Source organism: Undibacterium sp. Tian12W (assembly GCF_049339405.1).
GTDB lineage: Bacteria > Pseudomonadota > Gammaproteobacteria > Burkholderiales > Burkholderiaceae_D > Undibacterium.
Map to the genome: position 1 here is coordinate 305,945 of NZ_JBMPPK010000003.1, position 18,845 is coordinate 324,789.

Below are 18,845 nucleotides of genomic sequence, written 5' to 3' on the forward strand. Positions count from 1 at the left end.
ATTAAATTCTTTCAGCGGCTTCTATGGTGTTGACCAGCAGCATGGTGATCGTCATGGGACCGACGCCGCCTGGTACTGGCGTAATATAACCCGCGACTTCTGTGCTTGGCAGATAATCAACGTCACCGCAGAGTTTGCCTTCGTCGTCGCGGTTCATGCCTACGTCAATGACAACTGCGCCAGGTTTGATCATGTCTGCCGTGACGATATTGCGCTTGCCGGTAGCAACTACCAGAATGTCGGCATTGCGCGTGTGCGCTGCCAGGTCACGGGTCTTGGAATTACAGATGGTGACAGTAGCGCCAGCTTGCAAGAGCAACATGGCCTGCGGTTTGCCGACAATATTCGAGGCACCGACCACCACAGCATTGGCACCGCGCACAGGATAATCTATCGATTCCAGCATCTTCATGACGCCATAAGGCGTGCAGGGGCGGAACAATGGCTGGCCCGTCATCAACAAGCCCGCATTGCTGATATGGAAACCATCGACGTCTTTTTCTGCCGCAATCGCTTCGATGACCTTGTTGGCATTGATGTGGGCAGGCAGCGGGAGTTGCACCAGGATGCCATTGATCTTTGGATCATTGTTCAGGCGGGCAATGTGCTCAAGCAATGCTTCTTCGGTCAAATTTGCATCATATTTTTCCAAAACTGAGTAAAAACCGCAGTCTTCACAAGCCTTAACCTTGTTGCGCACATACACCTGCGACGCCGGATTTTCACCAACCAGGATGACAGCCAGGCCAGGCTGTTTGCCTGCCGCGGTCAGTTTGGCGGCACGTTGTGTTACATCGGCACGGATTTGTACAGAAAGCTGGGTACCACTGATGATTTGGGCAGTCATGGTTTTATAGGGCTATGTTAGTGATAGATAAGGCAGGATTATAAGGGATGGCGGCGCATGGAGCATGTCTGCAAATCAAGCTCGCACTGTTGACTTCAATTCCGGCCATTTAACATTGTTTTTCATAGTGAAAAATTATGTAATTAATAATCAATTTTCAGTTTTGAATTACCTTTATGTAAGTCTTTTGTGTCAATTGGTTATGGAATTGTATCGCTTTGTTGTTTTCTGTCCGCATTCTCTGCGTATTCATTGACTTCAAATTTCAAGAATGGCTTCATACATATTGTGAAAATTAATTTTCAAAATATTTTTCATCGTGGTTGATTGCTTGGCTTCGCCGCGATGTAACACCAGAAACAAACCCCCTAGGAGAGAGATATGCTGAAGGAAAAGGTAATTTCAAGATCGCTGCGCGTGATGTTTTCAGGCGGCTTGATGATGACAGCAGGTATGCTGGCACAACCTGCATTTGCGCAGGATGACGCCAAGATACAGCGCGTAGAAGTAACAGGTACCAGTATCAAACGTGCTGAAGCTGAAACTGCATCGCCGATACAAATCATCAGCCGTGCAGATATCGACAAGTCTGGTAAGACGACCGTTGCCGAATACCTGCAAACACTGACTTCCGATGGCGCCGGTTCTTTGCCAACCAGCTTCGGTAATGGTTTTGCTGCAGGTTCTACAGCCATCTCTCTGCGTGGCCTGGGCGCCACTTCCACACTGGTATTGCTGAATGGCCGCCGCATGGCGCAGTTTGGCCGTGCTGATGATGGTCAAAAAGCATTTACAGATATCTCCACTATCCCTATGGAAGTGGTTGAGCGTATCGAAATCCTGAAAGATGGCGCTTCTTCCATCTACGGTGCTGATGCGATTGCCGGTGTCGTCAATATCATTCTCAAAAAGAACTATGAAGGCATCACTGTCAGCGCGACTGCAGGCACTTCCGGTTCCCGCGATGCCAACCAGATCAAAGGCTCTATCACTGCCGGTTTTGGTAACCTGGACAAAGACAAATACAACATCATCCTCAATGCCGAGGCTTATAAATCCAATGAGTTGATGAATAGTCAGCGTTCTGACCGCGACTGGATAGGCACAGGCGACTGGCGTCGCTGGGGTTACCCTATGGTGACTGTGGGCTCTTTCACTTCCGGTTACATCGCTGGTAACAACAGCGCGCAACCAAATCCTGCCGGTTCCCTGCGCGACCCCAAGACACTGAACTACGTGTCCCTGCCAGGTTGCTCTACTTTGTCGGCAACAAAAAATCAGGACCCGAATGGTGGCTGTCTGTGGTACGCAGATCAGTTCCGTACCATGCTGCCACAAATCGACGGTGTGAACCTGTTTGCCCGTGGTACATGGCAGTTGAATGATGATTTGCAAGCCTATGCTGAATTTGGTTATTCCCAGCGCAAGGCAGCGTTCACAGTAACGCCACCTTCTACATCTGCCAACGTGTTCTTCCCTTCAAATGCTACCAATTTGAACGGTAACATCAACTACGGCAACACCATTCTGATGTCGGCTTCGCATCCGCAAAATCCGTATGGTGCTGATGTTCGTCTGCGTTATTCCATGTTTGACGTAGGTGCTAATCGCCGTATTGCTGACAACTCCTTCTACCGCGCCGTTGCAGGTTTGAAAGGTACGATGGCTGGTTGGGATTTCGATACCGCTATTTTGCATTCTGAATCCAAGCTGCATCTGGATTACACCAACACCATCAACATGGCTGTGTTGAAGGCTGCTCTGGGCGATCCTAAGAGCCCATACTTCCCATACTACATAGGTACTCAGGCCAGCAAAAACAATCCGGCTTTGTATGCAGCCATGGTCAAGACAGCGACTATCGATGCGCCTACCAAAATGGACATCATCGACTTCAAGGCTTCCCGTGAATTGTTCGCTTTGCCGGGCGGTATGATGGGTCTGGCGGTCGGTGCTGAATACCGCCGTGAATCCTATGACATGCCTTCGCTGGACGGCAGCAAAGATGGTTCCATCAATGCCAGCTATGTAGCGGCTAAGGGCGATGAAACAGTATCTGCGATCTATGCTGAGTTGTTGGCTCCGGTCATCAAGTCTCTTGAATTGTCCGGCGCGCTGCGTTACGACAAATATTCTCACTTCTCTTCTGTGACACCAAAAGTCGGTGCCAAATGGACACCAGTGAAGACATTTGCTCTGCGCGGTACTTATTCTGAAGGCTTCCGTGCACCAAGTGCTCCTGAATCTGGTACAGAAAGCTTCAGTGCAGGTACGGCTTCCGTCCGTGATCCAGTACGCTGCCCTAACGGCACACCATTGCCAGGCGCACAGGCTTCTGATTGCGCTGCAACTTTCACAGGCTTCAAAGTTGGTAACCCTAACCTGCAGCCAGAAAAATCCAAAGGTTACACTTTGGGTATGGTCTGGGATCCATTGCCAGACACAAGCTTCGCGATTGACGCATGGAAGATTCGTCGTAATAACGAAATCAACTCCATGTCCTTCCAGCAAGCAGCTGCCTTGCCAGGCGTATTGCGTCAGGATAACAACCTGACCATCAACGGCGTGGTGACACCAGGTACAGGTACCATCATCGGTGGAGCAGCTCCTTATGCGAACTCCAGCTACACTGAAGTCAAGGGCGTGGATCTGAACGCCAAACAGCGTATCAATCTGGGTGAATACGGCAAACTGACTGCTGACGTCAACTGGACACACGTTAATTCCTGGTTGCGTGTTGATGGTGCTGTACAGCACCAATATGCTGGCACACACGGTAACTGCGATACTTCAAACTGCGCAGGTACACCAAAAGACAAAGTCAACTTTGTACTGGGTTGGGACAAAGGTCCATTGAACATCACTGGCGTAGTCAGCTATCGTGGTTCCATGAAAAACATCCCAGAAGAAGGCCAGCCTTGCGCCAACAAGTTTGCTGACGGCACTGATGCGCCGGCAGGTTGCACACTGGCTTCCTTCACGACTCTGGATGTGTCTTTCCGCTACAAGGCGATGAAAAACCTGGAAGTCTTCGGTTCCATCGCCAATCTGTTTGACAAGGTTGCACCACTGGATCCTCTGACTTACGGTGCTATGGGCTTCAACCCTATGGACGGCAGCGGCGCAATTGGCCGTTACTTCAAAGTTGGCCTGAAATATCAATTTAAATAATAAGTAGTTGTAATAAGTAGTAGCGCTATTTAAGGCGATTGAGAGGGCGATGATTTATTCATCGCCTTTTTTTATTCTTATGCCAAAATCGCCCCGCAAGTTACCAAAGTGCTGTAGTTTCAGATAGGCTCCACACCCACCCGTATCAGACAAGTCAACCTCGCAAACTGCAGGGACACGGCCTTGGATTTTAATTGGGGCGACTACTGAATTAAGATGCCTTATTATTGCCGAATCATATCTTGAATAAAAATGGAGATACATGACTGCTAAAGCTGATGATTTGTATCGAACACATCAATCCCCAGTATGGCGTGCAGAAGCTAATTTTTTAATAATGGCTAGAGTCGATGACGATGGAGAGTCCCAAAAATGGGAGCAGCTATGGACCAAGAAAATTGATGCGTATAAATTTGTTATATGTTGCATTCCCTTTTTTACCTGGGATATGGATTTGGGTGATGAAGTAGAAACTACAAATGACTATGTATTTAGCCGTGTCCTAAGGCCATCGGGATATAAAACTCACCGTATCTGGTTTGGTAATTCTCTGGGCACGGATACTGGGGAGGTGGCTCAGACTTTGCAGAATTTAGGCGCAGAAGTAGAGTGGTCTTCCAGGAATTTGCTTGCTGTTAGTGCGGCAAGTAAAGAGATTAATGGCAATGTGTTGAAATACTTGTCGCATCAGCATAGTCAACAGTGCTTGATTTATGAATCGATAAGACCTTGAAGTGATGGTGATATTTTAAATGCGGCCTGAAATATCGATTCAAATAATAAGTTTTATCAAAAGGTGATTGAATGGGCGATGATTTATTCATCGCCCTTTTTTGTTACCTTTAGAAAAGTTGTCGGCAACTTGCAATAACTTATCAGTGGATTAATAAAAGGGCGAGTGCTGCAAGCAATAAGCATGCTCATCATGTATTTAAAGGATTTTGCACTGCACACCAAGCATCATGAGCTAAGTTTTAATAGAGAGCTTATGAATAAAGTAAAAGAATTTCGTAGTTTAATTGCTGCGATGCGGCGTAAATTCCACATTGTGAAATCATATATCGCTATTTGAAAAATTAAAAAGTCCTGTTAAAATACTTGCGAGAACAAAAAACTAGCCGTAATTTGTCGATTCGCCCACGCGCGTTTCATCCAAGCGCGCAATAACAGGAGACCCACTCTATGTCACCCCAGATAGACCAGGTGCTGGCCCAGGCCGTCAATGATCCAGATGTAGTTGAAACAAATGAGTGGCTCGATGCGCTCGAATCCGTCATAGAGGCCGAAGGCCCTGAACGCGCACATTATCTGATGGAGCGCATGGTAGATCTGGCGCGTCGTCGTGGCGCCCATATCCCGTTTTCCAGCAATACTGCTTATGTAAATACCATTCCGGCTGACCAGGGCGAGCATTGCCCGGGCAACCTGGAAATTGAAGAGCGCCTGCGCTCTTATATGCGCTGGAATGCCATGGCCATGGTGGTCAAGGCTAATCGCGTTGATGGCGACCTTGGTGGTCACTTGTCCAGCTTTGCCTCACTGGCGAATATGCTGGGCATAGGCTTCAATCATTTCTGGCATGCGCCGACGGAAGATCACGGTGGTGATCTGCTGTACATACAAGGCCATTCTTCTCCTGGTATCTATGCACGCGCCTTCCTTGAAGGCCGTCTGACTGAAGACCAGTTGCTGCATTTCCGTCGCGAAGTCGATGGCAAGGGTCTGTCTTCTTACCCGCATCCGAAACTGATGCCTGACTTCTGGCAATTCCCTACTGTGTCCATGGGTCTGGGCCCGTTGATGGCGATTTATCAGGCTCGTTTCCTGAAATATTTGCACGCTCGCGGTATTGCTGACACTGAAAAACGTAAGGTCTGGGCCTTCTGTGGTGATGGCGAGATGGATGAACCAGAATCCATGGGCGCAATCGGCATGGCTGGTCGTGAACAGCTCGACAACCTGGTGATGGTTGTCAACTGTAATCTGCAACGCCTGGACGGCCCGGTACGTGGAAATGGCAAGATCATCCAGGAACTGGAATCTGATTTCCGTGGTGCTGGCTGGAATGTCGTCAAAGTCATCTGGGGCAGCGGCTGGGATGAATTGCTGGCGAAAGACAAAGACGGCATCCTGCAAAAAGTGATGATGGAAACCGTTGATGGTGAATACCAGAATTACAAAGCCAAGGATGGTGCCTATGTACGCAGCCACTTCTTTGGCAAGCATCCAAAATTGCTGGAAATGGTCAGTAAAATGTCGGATGACGACATCTGGCGCCTGACCCGTGGTGGCCATGACCCACACAAGATTTATGCTGCATTCAAAGTCGCCCAGGAAAACAAGGGCCAGCCTACCGTCATTCTGGCGAAGAGTATCAAGGGCTTTGGCTTTGGCAAATCCGGCGAAGCACGCAACACTGCGCACAATACCAAGAAGCTCGACGATGAAGCCATCAAGGCCATGCGTGACCGCTTCCAGTTGCCGATTGCGGATGCTGAACTGCCAGCAATCCCATTCTTCAAACCGGCTGACGACACGCCAGAAATGCAATACCTGCATGCGCGCCGTAAAGAACTCGGTGGCTACCTGCCGCAACGTCGTCAAAAAGCCGACGAGGCTTTGGTGGTGCCAGAACTGACAGCCTTCCAGGCGATGCTGGAACCAACTGCGGAAGGCCGTGAAATTTCCACGACAGCCGCTTATGTGCGTATCCTGACAGCCTTGCTGCGCGACGCCAGCCTGGGTCAGCGCGTGGTGCCTATCATGGTGGATGAATCCCGTACTTTTGGTATGGAAGGTCTGTTCCGTCAGATCGGTATCTTTAGCCAGGTGGGTCAGTTGTATGAACCGGTCGATAAAGACCAGGTCATGTACTACCGCGAAGACAAGGCCGGTCAGATTTTGCAAGAGGGTATCAATGAAGCCGGTGGTATGAGTTCATGGATCGCTGCGGCGACTTCCTACTCGACCAATAACCGCGTCATGATCCCGTTCTATACCTATTACTCTATGTTTGGTCTGCAGCGTATCGGCGATCTGGCCTGGGCTGCTGGCGATATGCGCGCACGTGGCTTCCTGCTTGGTGGTACTGCCGGTCGCACGACACTGAATGGCGAAGGCTTGCAGCATGAAGATGGTCACAGCCATGTACTGGCATCCACCATCCCTAACTGTATTCCTTACGACCCGACCTTCGCGCACGAAGTGGCAGTCATCATGCATGACGGCCTGCGCCGCATGGTGACCGATCAGGAGGATGTGTTCTACTACATCACCCTGATGAATGAAAACTATAGCCACCCGGGTTTGAAGGCCGGTCAGGAAGAGGGCATTATCAAGGGCCTGTACCAGTTGCAAAAATCAGAGCAAACCACCAAGCACCGCGTGCAGCTGATGGGCTCTGGCACAATCTTGCGTGAAGTTATTGCCGGTGCTGAGTTGCTGCAAAACGACTGGGGTATCGCTGCTGATGTCTGGTCTGCACCTTCATTCACTTTGCTGGCCCGTGACGGCCAGGATGCTGAACGCTGGAATATGCTACACCCGACTGCAGAACCACGCGTACCTTACATCGCTCAATGCCTGAAAGACACGGCTGGCCCTATCGTTGTCGCAACCGATTATATGCGCACCTTTGCTGAACAGGTACGTGCGTTCATACCTAAAAACCGTAGCTATAAAGTGTTGGGTACAGATGGTTTTGGCCGTTCTGATTCTCGCGCCAAACTGCGTGAGTTCTTTGAGGTCAATCGTTACTTCGTCGTCATCGCTGCCTTGAAAACACTGGCTGATGAAGGTGCCTTGTCTGCTTCCGTGGTAGCGCAGGCAATTGCCAAATACGGTATCGATGCAGATAAACCTAATCCGGTTACTGTGTAATTTTACGTCTGACACCCACTAACATTTCCTGTCTCTCTCATTTTAGAGAGACAGGATGAGCGTGAAGCCAGAGTAAAAAACTGGCTTCACCCCAACCGCCCTGTGACAACGCAGGGCGACAATGGAGAAAACTATGAGTAGCGTAGAAGTCAAAGTACCGGATATTGGTGATTTCAAGGAAGTTGAAGTCATTGAGCTGATGGTCAAAGTCGGCGACACCATCAAGGTTGATCAGTCACTGATCACCGTAGAATCAGATAAAGCCAGCATGGAGATTCCATCCAGCCATGCCGGTGTGGTTACAGAAATTAAAGTCAAGGTCGGCGACAAGGTTGCTGAAGGTTCTTTGCTGGTCGTGGTTGATGCTGCGGCAAGTGCAGCGGCACCGGCGGCGGCACCTACGGCACCTGCGCCTGCGGCTGCTCCGGCAGCTCCGGCAGCAGCCCCCGCGCCAGTAGCGGCAACGCCTGCACCAGCGGCTCCAGCACCTGCTGCCGCTCCTGTAGCTGCTACGGCAGCACCGGTAGCAACAGCCAGCGCAGGCAAAGCGCACGCCTCACCATCCATACGCAAATTCGCGCGTGAACTCGGTGTTGATCTGAGTCGCGTTGCCGGTTCCGGCCAAAAAGGCCGTATCACACAAGAAGACGTACAAAACTTCGTCAAGGGCATCATGGCTGGCAGCACAGCTGTTGCTGCGGTTTCTGCTCCGGCAAAAAATGGCAGTGGTGTTGGCCTCGATGTATTGCCATGGCCATCGCTGGATTTCAGCAAGTTTGGCGCGACCACGACATCGCCTTTGTCACGCATCAAAAAACTCAGCGGCCCGAACCTGCACCGCAACTGGGTCATGATCCCGCACGTCACGCAATTTGATGAAGCCGATATCAGCGACCTCGAAGAATTCCGTAAGTCTTCGAACGAAGCCCTGGTTAAATCCGGCGTCAAACTGACGATGCTGGCTTTCGTCATCAAGGCCAGCGTTGCCGCACTCAAAAAATTCCCGGCATTTAATTCTTCGCTCGATGCGACAGGTGAAAACCTGATTCTGAAGCAGTATTACAACGTCGGCTTTGCAGCAGATACGCCGAATGGCCTGGTCGTGCCTGTCGTTAAAAACGCAGACCAGAAAACCCTGTCGCAAATCGCGGTCGAAATGGGTGAGTTGTCTGCCCAGGCACGCGATGGCAAGTTGAAACCTGCTGACATGCAGGGTGCAACCTTCACGATCTCTTCACTCGGCGGTATCGGTGGCACGGCATTCACGCCTATCATCAATGCACCTGAAGTGGCGATCCTGGGCTTGTCCAAATCCAGCATCAAACCAGTCTGGGATGGCAAGCAATTCCAGCCACGCCTGATGTTGCCTTTGTCGCTGTCGTATGACCACCGCGTCATTGACGGTGCCATGGCTGCCAAGTTCACCGCTTATCTGGCTGATGTACTGGCTGATCTGCGTAAAACCCTGCTGTGAACGGAGACCAGACTATGAGCACTATCGAAGTCAAAGTACCCGATATCGGTGATTTCAAGGAAGTTGAAGTCATAGAATTGCTGGTCAAGGTGGGTGACACCATCAAGGTTGATCAATCACTAGTGACAGTGGAATCCGACAAGGCCAGCATGGAAATCCCATCCAGCCACGCCGGTGTCATCAAGGAATTGAAAGTCAAACTCGGTGACAAGATTGCCGAAGGCAGTTTGTTGCTGGTGATAGAAGCGGAAGGCGCTGCGGCAAGTGCAGCACCAGCGGCTCAGGCCGCTCCCGCCGTTGCGGCTGCCCCAGCACCGGCTCCTGTTGCTCCCGCTCCCGTGGCAGCAGCACCTGCCGGGCCAGTCGGTATCGTCGAAGTCAAAGTGCCTGATATTGGTGATTTCAAGGAAGTTGAAGTCATCGAAGTCATGGTCAAGGTGGGCGACAGCATCAAAGTCGATCAGTCGCTGATCACAGTTGAATCCGACAAGGCCAGTATGGAGATTCCATCCAGCCATGCCGGTACGGTAAAAGAAATCAAGGTCAAGGTCGGTGACAAGGTTGCCGAAGGCAGCTTGCTGTTGCTGGTTGAGGCCGCAGGCCAGGCAGCATCTGCTCCTGCTGCCGCGACTGCTTCTGCTCCAGCTGCTCAGGCCGCCCCTGCCGCACCTGCGCCGGTCGCTTCCGGTTACACCGGCAAGGTCGATGTCGAATGCGACATGATGGTATTGGGCGCGGGTCCTGGCGGTTATTCTGCTGCCTTCCGTTCTGCCGATCTGGGCATGAATACAGTACTGGTCGAACGTTATTCCACGCTTGGTGGCGTTTGCCTGAATGTGGGTTGCATTCCATCTAAGGCATTGCTGCACGTGGCAGCAGTGATTGATGAAACCGCATCCATGGCAGTGCATGGCGTGACATTTGCCAAGCCAGAAATCGATATCGATAAATTGCGCGGCTACAAGGAAAGCGTCATCAAGAAAATGACGACTGGACTGAATGGCATGGCAAAAGCCCGCAAGGTCAATGTAGTGCAGGGCGTGGGCCAGTTCCTGAGCCCTAACCATATCGAAGTCACAGCAGCAGATGGCAGCAAGAAAACCGTACAGTTCAAGCAGGCGATTATTGCCGCTGGTTCTTCTGTTGTGAACCTGCCTTTCGTACCGGCAGATCCGCGCATTGTCGATAGTACAGGCGCGCTGGAATTGCGCCAGATACCAAAGCGTATGCTGGTCATCGGTGGCGGCATCATCGGCCTGGAAATGGCGACTGTATATTCCACTCTGGGTTCACGCATTGATGTTGTAGAAATGCTGGACGGCCTGATGCAGGGCGCAGACCGTGACATGGTCAAGGTCTGGCAAAAATTCAATGAAAAACGTTTTGACAACATCATGTTGAAAACCAAAACGGTTGCTGTTGAAGCTCTGCCAGAAGGCATCAAGGTCACGTTCGAAGCCGCCGAAGCTGGCGCAACAGCACCAGCACCACAAATCTATGATCTGGTACTGGTTGCAGTAGGCCGCAGCCCCAACGGCAAGAAAATTGCCGCTGACAAGGCAGGCGTGGCCGTGACTGACCGTGGCTTCATCAATGTCGACAAGCAAATGCGGACTAACGTGCCGCATATCTTTGCGATTGGTGACCTGGTTGGCCAACCCATGCTGGCACACAAGGCTGTGCATGAAGCCCACGTCGCAGCAGAAGCAGCTTCCGGTGAAAGAGCTTACTTTGATGCCAGCGTGATTCCATCGGTTGCCTACACCGACCCTGAAGTCGCATGGGTAGGTATGACAGAAGACGAAGCCAAGGCCAAAGGCGTCAAGCTTGAAAAAGGTCATTTCCCATGGGCTGCATCTGGCCGTGCCGTAGCCAATGGCCGTGACGAAGGCTTCACCAAGTTGCTGTTCGATGCAGAAACCAAGCGCATCGTCGGCGGCGGCATCGTCGGCACGCATGCCGGTGACATGATAGGCGAGATCGCCCTGGCGATAGAGATGGGTGCTGATGCAGTTGATATCGGCAAAACCATCCATCCACATCCTACCCTGGGTGAATCGATAGGCATGGCGGCTGAAGTGTATAAAGGCGTTTGTACTGACTTGCCACCGCAGCGCAAGAAATAAGTGAAATTGCTGTAAAGATAGCCCTGATGCATAAAAAGCATCAGGGCTTTTTTGTATCCATTGCCAGTGAACTCTGGTTTTCTGAACTTGTTCTGCAAACTGTAGTCAAAACGCTGCTTTTTGAGCTATCTTTGCGTGTTGGTCAAACGTAGCTCCATACAATCTGATCAAGCTCCCTTACAATAAAATATTACAGGTGGTGCAACCATGAAAACCTTTGTACGCAGCACGCTGGCCCTTGCGCTGGCAACTGCCTTTCTCCCGGCTATTTCTGTTCATGCACAGGATAAAGCTGCCCCTGCCCAGATAACTACGGCTGCCAAAGCAGCCGGACCAGGACAAAAAACCGCAGACCTGCTGCCATTTCACGCAACAGAAAAGCTTTTGCCCAATGGCCTGAAAATCATCATCGTGCCGACTGGCTTGCCTAACATCATCTCTCTGCATATCCCAGTACAGACTGGTTCGCGAAATGAGATAGAAGAGGGTAAGTCCGGTTTTGCCCATTTCTTTGAGCACATGATGTTTCGCGGCACCAAGGAAATCCCGGCAGACAAGTACAAAGACATCTTGACCGCCACGGGCGCGAGACAAAACGCGTATACCAGCGATGATCTGACCAACTATCATACGACATTTTCCAAGGAAGACCTGGAAACCATGCTGAGGATAGAAGCAGACCGTTTCCAGAACCTGTCCTATAGCGAAGCAGACTTCAAGACAGAATCGCGCGCGGTACTGGGTGAATACAATAAAAATAGCGCCAACCCCATCAGCAAGCTGTTTGAAGTTATGCGCGATGCGGCTTACCAGAAACATACCTACAAACACACCACGATGGGCTTTCTTAAGGACATTGAGGACATGCCCAATCAATATGCCTATTCCAAGGTATTCTTTGACCGCTGGTACCGCCCTGAGCGCACCACCGTCATCATCGCTGGTGATGTAGAGCCGCAGAAAGCCATCGCCCTGGTCGAGAAATACTGGGGTAAATGGCAGCGCGGCAAGGTGCAGCCTGCTGTTCCAGCAGAACCAGCAGCGACAGGTGCGATTTACAAACATGTGCCATGGCCTAGCCCTACCTTGCCGTATGTGACGGTGGCTTTCCATGCGCCAGCTTTTTCTGAAGTGAACAAGGAACATGCTGCCCTGCGTCTGCTGCTGAACCTGTCCTTCGGTTCTACCTCAGCCCTGAACAAGCGCTTACAACAGGATGAGCAAAAGGTCGATCAGTTATTTGACTTTACGCCAGACAATGTCGATCCTGGCCTGGCGACCATAGGTGCGCGCGTCAAGAAGCCGGAAGACGTGGTGTATGTGCGCGATGCCATCCTCAAAACTGTTGCTGGCATCACAGCCAAACCTCTGTCTGACAAAGAACTGGCCGACGCCAAGTCTGCACTTAAATACGGCGTGATACGCTCACTCGACAATACCGAGCAAATCGCCTCCACCCTGGTACGCTTTGTCCATTACAAGCGTTCTTACGCGACCATGAACCAGTTCTATCAGCTCATAGATAGTTTGACTCCAGCCGACTTGCAGGCAGCGGCGAAGAAATACCTGAGCGATGACAGCATGATCGTCACCACGCTGTCAAATACAGCTTTGCCTGCCGAGGTCAGCCAGTTGCCCAAGCTGGCCAGTTTTGCCGACAAGAGCACAGGCAGCAAGCTCGACATGCTGGTACAAAAATCAGCTTTGCCACAGATACGCTTCAAGCTGGTGTTCAATGCCGGTGCTGCCAATGATCCGGCAGGCAAGGAAGGTCTGGCAGCCCTGACTGCAGCCATGGTCGATGCGGCAGGTTCCAAAGAGCGCAAGATTGATGAAATCAAGAAGGCCTTGTTCCCGCTGGCAGCCAGCTTCAATGGCCTGACCGACAAGGAAATGACGACCTTCAGTGGCTCCGTCCATAAAGACAAATGGGATGATCTGATCAATATCGCCTTGCCGCAATTGCTGGAACCCGGCTTCCGCGAAGAAGATTTTCGCCGTCTCAAGGATGCGCAAAAGAATGCCCTGACACTGGATTTGAAAGACAACAACGAAGAAGAACTCGCTAAAGAACGCCTGCAAACCAATGTGTTTGCAGCATCACCCTATGCCCACCCTGTGCTGGGTACGATCAAGGGCATAGATGCGATTACACTGGATGATGTCAAACAGTTCTGGAAACAGGCTTATACCAAGGGTGCGCTGAAGGTCGGTATTTCTGGCGATGTGACAGAAGCAATGCAGGCCTCCTTGCAGCAGGCCCTGGCAAAATTGCCAGAAGGTGCAGGCATTGCGCGCATTGCCGCACCTGTCGGCAAGGTCAGCAAGGGGCTGGAAGTAGAGATCATAGAAAAAAATACGCGGGCAACCGCCATCTCCTTGGGGCAGCCTATCACGGTGACGCGTGCGCATCCTGACTTTGCCGCCTTGTGGCTGGCCAAGACCTGGCTGGGCGAACACCGTGCCAGCTCATCTCATTTGTACCAGCGTATACGCGAAGTACGTGGCATGAATTATGGCGACTATGCGTATATCGAAGCCTTCCCTGGCGGCATGTTCCAGTTCTTCCCGACTGCCAACAGGGCGCGTCAGTCGCAATTGTTTGAAATCTGGATACGCCCGGTCGCACCGGAAAATGCCCAGATGGCCATGCGTGTTGCGATTACCGAGTTCGACAGAATGGTCAACAAGGGCCTGAGCAAGGAAGAGTTCGAGATCACCCGTGCTTATCTGATGAAGAATGTTTTCATGATGACGGCTACTCAGGACCAGCAATTGGGTTATGCCATGGATTCACAATGGCACCATACGCCTGAATTCACCAAGATGATGCGTGATAACCTGAGCAAGCTGAGCCTGGCAGATGTCAACGCGGCCATCAAAAAGCATTTGTCGGCAGAAAACCTGTCTGTCGTCATCATCGCCAAAGATGCTGCCGACTTGAAGGCAAAGCTGGTGGCCGATGCCGAATCACCGATCAAATACAATTCCGACAAACCCAAGGAATTGCTAGATGAAGATCAGGTCATCGGCAAGCGCAAGCTCAACATCAAGGCTGATGCTGTCAGCATCACACCTGCAAGCAAGGTGTTTGCTGATTAAGCCAGCCAGATAGTCAGATCGCCAGATAGTTAAAAAGCCCTGCAGTCGTTGAAGATTGCAGGGCTTTTTAATATGCGGATATTGCTAAAAATTAAGCCGCTTTTTGTACGATCAAACCTATCGATGTCACTACGTATTTTTCTATCTGCAAACGCAGATGCGTATCTTGTATATAGGGTGCCATGTCGACATGGCCATCTGCATAGCCATCTCCCTCATCCCAGTCTATTTCTATATGGTGGCCTTGTGATTGCAGGGTGGTGATGATTTCTTCGATATCGCGCTTGCGGAACAAGACGGTAGCGCCAGTATCGACAGTATCATCATTGGAAGACATATTGAATTCTGTCGTGTGCACGGCGATGCCACCAGGCTTCAGGCAATGCATGGCATTATAGACAAATTGCTTGCCATGCTCGATGGAGCCCAGATGTTCAAAAGCGCAGGATGACCACAGGAAGTCGAATTTGCCATGCAGCTCTTCACTGATATTGTTCATGTCGGCAAACTTGAATTCGACCAGCCTGCGCAATTCTTTTTCATCACAGAGATTACGCTGGTTGATGGCTTCAAAACCATTTGCATGCTGGGTCGAGTCAACCCAGCCTTTCGCTTGTGCTTCTTCAGTGAACAAATCCGTGGCGATGATGCTGGCACCATGTGCTGCGAAGATAGCAGTCAATGGTTCAGTGCCGATAGCAAATCCCAGGCCAAGCTGCCCTTCTTGCAGCATGCCGCGCTCTTTTAACGCCTGGGTGATGAAAGCCCATTCCCAGATTTTTCTGTGCATATGGCCAGGCCTGTCACCCATGCGTGCAGTCCAATATTGAAAAACCTCGGTGCGCATCATCTGTTCTGTACACATGGATGATTTCAGCGGCTCTGTACGTGCAGGTGGTGGGGACTGCAGATAATTGTGAACCGGCTTGAAACCATCTTGCCACGCACGTACAGGGACAAGCGGGTCTTCAACTTCGGCGGCCACTGGTGGTGCGGGTTCAACCTGGACGACGACAGGGGCCGGTACTGCTACCGGAGCTATGAATTGCTGCCGGATTTTTGCGGCCAGGCTGGATTGGCGAAATTCTGTAGGAAGTACTCGCCATACCGGCAAAACCAATTTCAAGATACTGGATTTCATGGGGTAAATCTTAGCTTTAAATGAATAAACTGCACTTATGCTGTTTCCAGCCAAGTAGAGAGCTTGCTGCCATGCTTCCTATAATAACAATTGATTTGCCAGTCTGACTATTAAATTTTTCAATTGACACAGTCATCACTTAATTGCAAGCAGCTAACAGTAGATAAAGTAATCAAGACGCTGAGATTTTGCAGATATCCCTGGTGGAAACTCAAATTAATTCATGAACGCCATATAGGAAGCCTGCTTTGAACTATAATTTTTAGTAATATTGACCTAAGACAATCAGGAAAGCTCAAGATGAATACAGCCAGTAGTGTCGATAGTTTCACTTGTCCTGAATTTCTTGCCATGGAACGCAGCATCATCGATGACTTTGTCGATTGCACCCGTGAAGCTTGTGAAGAGGCCGAGGCCTGTGTCAAAGAGCTCAATAACCAGGGCGGTACGGCCTATGTACACCGCCTGTTCCGCGCCATGCATTCGCTCAAGGGCAATTGCCAGATGGTGGGGCTGATTCCCTTTGTTGAGTTATTGCACAGGCTGGAAGAGATCGTCGCCAGGGTCAGGGCAGAGCAGGATCCTTATTTTCGTGAACTGGGTGAGTTCTTGCTGCTGGCCATTGATGAAGTCGAGGATTTACTCAATGACTTGATCGCCAATGGAAGTACCAGCGATGTCAGGCGCAAGAAGCTGTATGAACTATGCGATGCCTTGCAAAAAACCGTTGGTGGCGGCTTTCAGTCCCAGCAATTCAAGGACGCGATTGCGGCGCTGGATGGCAAAGTCGCCAATAAGGAAAATGTCGTCAAGGCACCGCGTGTGTTGCTGGAATTATCAGATGATATGGCAATGATGTACAAGTTTGCCCAGCAAATCGATAATCTCAGCATCTATAGAAAAAATCGCAGTGAACAAGCTGCACAATTAACAGAGGCACTGAATGAGGCCCTGGGTTTGCCAGTCAATGCGCAGCAATTGAAGGCGGCTTCCTTGATGCATGATATTGGCATGGGATTTATACCGCATAGCATCTTCAATAAGGAAGCCGGTTTATCCAGGGAAGAGTTAAAAATCGTGCAGGAACATGTGGTGACGGCCAGCCAGATTCTTTTGCGCTTCGGCGGCTGGGATGAAGCGGCGCGCATAGTGCTGGATCATCATGAGCGCTATGACGGTTCAGGTTACCCAAATGGCTTGAAAGCTGAACAGATACATCCTGGCGCACGCATACTGGCGATAGTCGATACTTTCTGTTCAGTCACCAACGAACGTTCTGACCGCAGCTACAAACGTAGTTTGCTGAGTGCGATTTCCGAGATCAATGCCAATATTGAAAGCCAGTTCGATCCTGCCATGGTAGAGATGTTCAATGATGTAGTGCGCAAACTGATCGCCAGACAATAATTCTTTCACCATGCAGACGGTATGCAGATAAGTAAAGTACCTGAAATTTCACATAAGGATGCAAGCTTGCGCAACATTCGCCGCAGTGATGCTGCAGCATGGTATGACTATCTCAAAAATCCTGAGGTGATCAGGCATACCAGTTGGAACCTCAGTGCGGCAAAAGATCTGTTGCCTCAGTTCGATGCATATGAAAGCAATGCGCCAGATACCCCTATTCGTCTTGCCATCGCCATCAGGGAAGAAGACCGACTGGTAGGTACGGTCGGTTTTCATACTATCTCCAGTATCAATCGCAGTGCAGAAATTGCCTATGACCTAGCGCCAGAATACTGGGGCAAGGGCGTCATGCAAGTTGCGGCAATCGCACTGTGTCAATGGGGCTTTCAGCAGGCTGGCTTTAACCGCATCCAGGCGACTGTGCTGGAAACCAATTCCCATTCCATACAACTGCTGGAGCGCATGGGCTTTGAACGCGAAGGTTATCTGCGGGCTTTTCGCATGGTGCGCGGTAGCCCTGGTAATTTCTGGATGTATGCATGTTTACATCCTGATATTGCCTGATATTGCCGCCAGATAAACAAATCTTTACACCGAATTAACAAGACTGTTTTTTTCATGCAAAGCCTGTTGCATAGTGTTGGACATATGCTTGTCGCTTGAGTTAGGCTGGCATTGAACAGATCCCTGCCTTGCAGGGGCAATAGCCGGGAAAACAGCATGTTGTTAAAACGCTCAAAAGAAGAAGTAGTCTTGCTCATGCTTTGCGGCCTGAGCATACCGAGCATCCTCCCTTTTGGTATAGTGCGTCTGTTCCAGGGTAATTTTTTAATGGCGACAGTCGATCTGTTGATCGTGCTGGGCATGCTGTGCATCATTGTTTTTGTCTGGCGTACGCGCAAGGTACGCCTGGCGGGTATTGCCGTTACCGTGTTTTACTCCATGGGCATGCTGGCCGCAGTGTACGTCAAGGGCGTGCCTATCGCGTATTGGGTATATCCCACGATGATCGCTGCCTTCTTTATACTCAGGGCGAAAGAAGCGCTGATCATCAATAGCGTTTCATTGATCGTGCTGGTCGTGATCTTGCGCAATGCCATGCTGTTGCTGGATTTGTCCAGCCTGGTTGTCACGCTGGTGTTGATCAATCTGTTTTCTTATATTTTTTCTGACCGCACCAGCCTCCAGCATTTTGAATTGAACCAGCAGGCAGAAAAAGACTTTTTAACCGGGGCTGGCAACCGCCGTGCGTTTGACAAGCAGCTACAGACTATTTGCGCCAAAGATGAAGTGCATACCGATGTTTGCATCCTGATACTTGATCTTGACCACTTCAAAAAAATCAATGACCAGTTTGGTCATATGGTGGGTGACCAGGTCCTCATACAGTTTTGCGCACTGCTGCGTTCACGCATACGCACGGCAGACTGTTTCTTCCGCTATGGCGGTGAGGAGTTTGTTGTCATTGCCATGGGGGCAGATGATATTGCCGCAGCCAGGTTTGCCGAGGAATTGCGCACCCTGGTAGAAAAGGCGCAATTGCTGCGTGATTATCCGGTTACTGTATCCATAGGGGTGGCAAAGAAAATCGCAGGGGAAGATGGCCAGGCATGGTTCCAGCGTGCTGATACCATGCTTTATGAAGCAAAACTGGCCGGGCGCAATGCCGTGCGCGTGGCTGGCAATGACAACGTTTGA

At 50.5% G+C, this 18,845-nt stretch carries 11 protein-coding genes; 9 read left to right on the plus strand and 2 right to left on the minus strand.

What is annotated here, in order from left to right; translation table 11 throughout:
• Position 1: 1 nt before the first annotated feature.
• Complete coding sequence (folD, locus tag ACO0LI_RS05370; protein WP_422953192.1) at positions 2 to 847, minus strand: bifunctional methylenetetrahydrofolate dehydrogenase/methenyltetrahydrofolate cyclohydrolase FolD; 846 nt, start codon at positions 845 to 847, stop codon at positions 2 to 4.
• Positions 848 to 1,228: 381 nt separating this feature from the next.
• Here folD and ACO0LI_RS05375 point away from each other — a divergent pair, with 381 nt between their 5' ends.
• The 6 genes from ACO0LI_RS05375 (at position 1,229) to ACO0LI_RS05400 (ending at position 14,599) form a co-directional block, all read left to right on the plus strand.
• Positions 1,229 to 4,018, plus strand: a complete 2,790-nt coding sequence (locus ACO0LI_RS05375) for a TonB-dependent receptor (protein WP_422953191.1) — start codon at positions 1,229 to 1,231, stop codon at positions 4,016 to 4,018.
• A gap of 262 nt (positions 4,019 to 4,280) precedes the next feature.
• Positions 4,281 to 4,751, plus strand: a complete 471-nt coding sequence (locus tag ACO0LI_RS05380; protein ID WP_423031435.1) for a DUF4265 domain-containing protein — start codon at positions 4,281 to 4,283, stop codon at positions 4,749 to 4,751.
• A 449-nt stretch (positions 4,752 to 5,200) separates the two neighbouring features.
• Positions 5,201 to 7,897, plus strand: coding sequence for a pyruvate dehydrogenase (acetyl-transferring), homodimeric type (gene aceE, locus ACO0LI_RS05385; RefSeq protein ID WP_423031437.1), 2,697 nt, complete (start codon positions 5,201 to 5,203; stop codon positions 7,895 to 7,897).
• A gap of 133 nt (positions 7,898 to 8,030) precedes the next feature.
• Positions 8,031 to 9,371, plus strand: coding sequence for a dihydrolipoyllysine-residue acetyltransferase (aceF, locus tag ACO0LI_RS05390; RefSeq protein ID WP_423031439.1), 1,341 nt, complete (start codon positions 8,031 to 8,033; stop codon positions 9,369 to 9,371).
• Positions 9,372 to 9,385: 14 nt separating this feature from the next.
• Positions 9,386 to 11,497, plus strand: coding sequence for a dihydrolipoyl dehydrogenase (gene lpdA / locus ACO0LI_RS05395; RefSeq protein ID WP_423031441.1), 2,112 nt, complete (start codon positions 9,386 to 9,388; stop codon positions 11,495 to 11,497).
• Positions 11,498 to 11,704: 207 nt separating this feature from the next.
• Positions 11,705 to 14,599: a M16 family metallopeptidase gene (locus ACO0LI_RS05400; protein ID WP_423031443.1), complete on the plus strand. Its 2,895-nt coding sequence runs from the start codon at positions 11,705 to 11,707 to the stop codon at positions 14,597 to 14,599.
• A 91-nt stretch (positions 14,600 to 14,690) separates the two neighbouring features.
• Here ACO0LI_RS05400 and ACO0LI_RS05405 read toward each other — a convergent pair whose 3' ends face one another.
• A complete protein-coding gene (locus ACO0LI_RS05405) occupies positions 14,691 to 15,740 on the minus strand; it encodes an SAM-dependent methyltransferase (RefSeq protein WP_423031445.1) in 1,050 nt (349 codons plus the stop codon).
• A 300-nt stretch (positions 15,741 to 16,040) separates the two neighbouring features.
• Between ACO0LI_RS05405 and ACO0LI_RS05410 the strand changes: the two genes are divergently transcribed.
• From ACO0LI_RS05410 to ACO0LI_RS05420, 3 genes are all read left to right on the plus strand, one after another.
• Positions 16,041 to 17,147 carry an HD-GYP domain-containing protein gene (locus tag ACO0LI_RS05410; protein ID WP_423031447.1) on the plus strand — a complete coding sequence of 369 codons (1,107 nt, stop codon included), beginning with the start codon at positions 16,041 to 16,043 and terminating at the stop codon, positions 17,145 to 17,147.
• Between the two features lie 21 nt (positions 17,148 to 17,168).
• Positions 17,169 to 17,711 carry a GNAT family N-acetyltransferase gene (locus tag ACO0LI_RS05415; RefSeq protein ID WP_423031449.1) on the plus strand — a complete coding sequence of 181 codons (543 nt, stop codon included), beginning with the start codon at positions 17,169 to 17,171 and terminating at the stop codon, positions 17,709 to 17,711.
• Between the two features lie 156 nt (positions 17,712 to 17,867).
• Positions 17,868 to 18,845, plus strand: coding sequence for a GGDEF domain-containing protein (locus ACO0LI_RS05420; protein WP_422953180.1), 978 nt, complete (start codon positions 17,868 to 17,870; stop codon positions 18,843 to 18,845).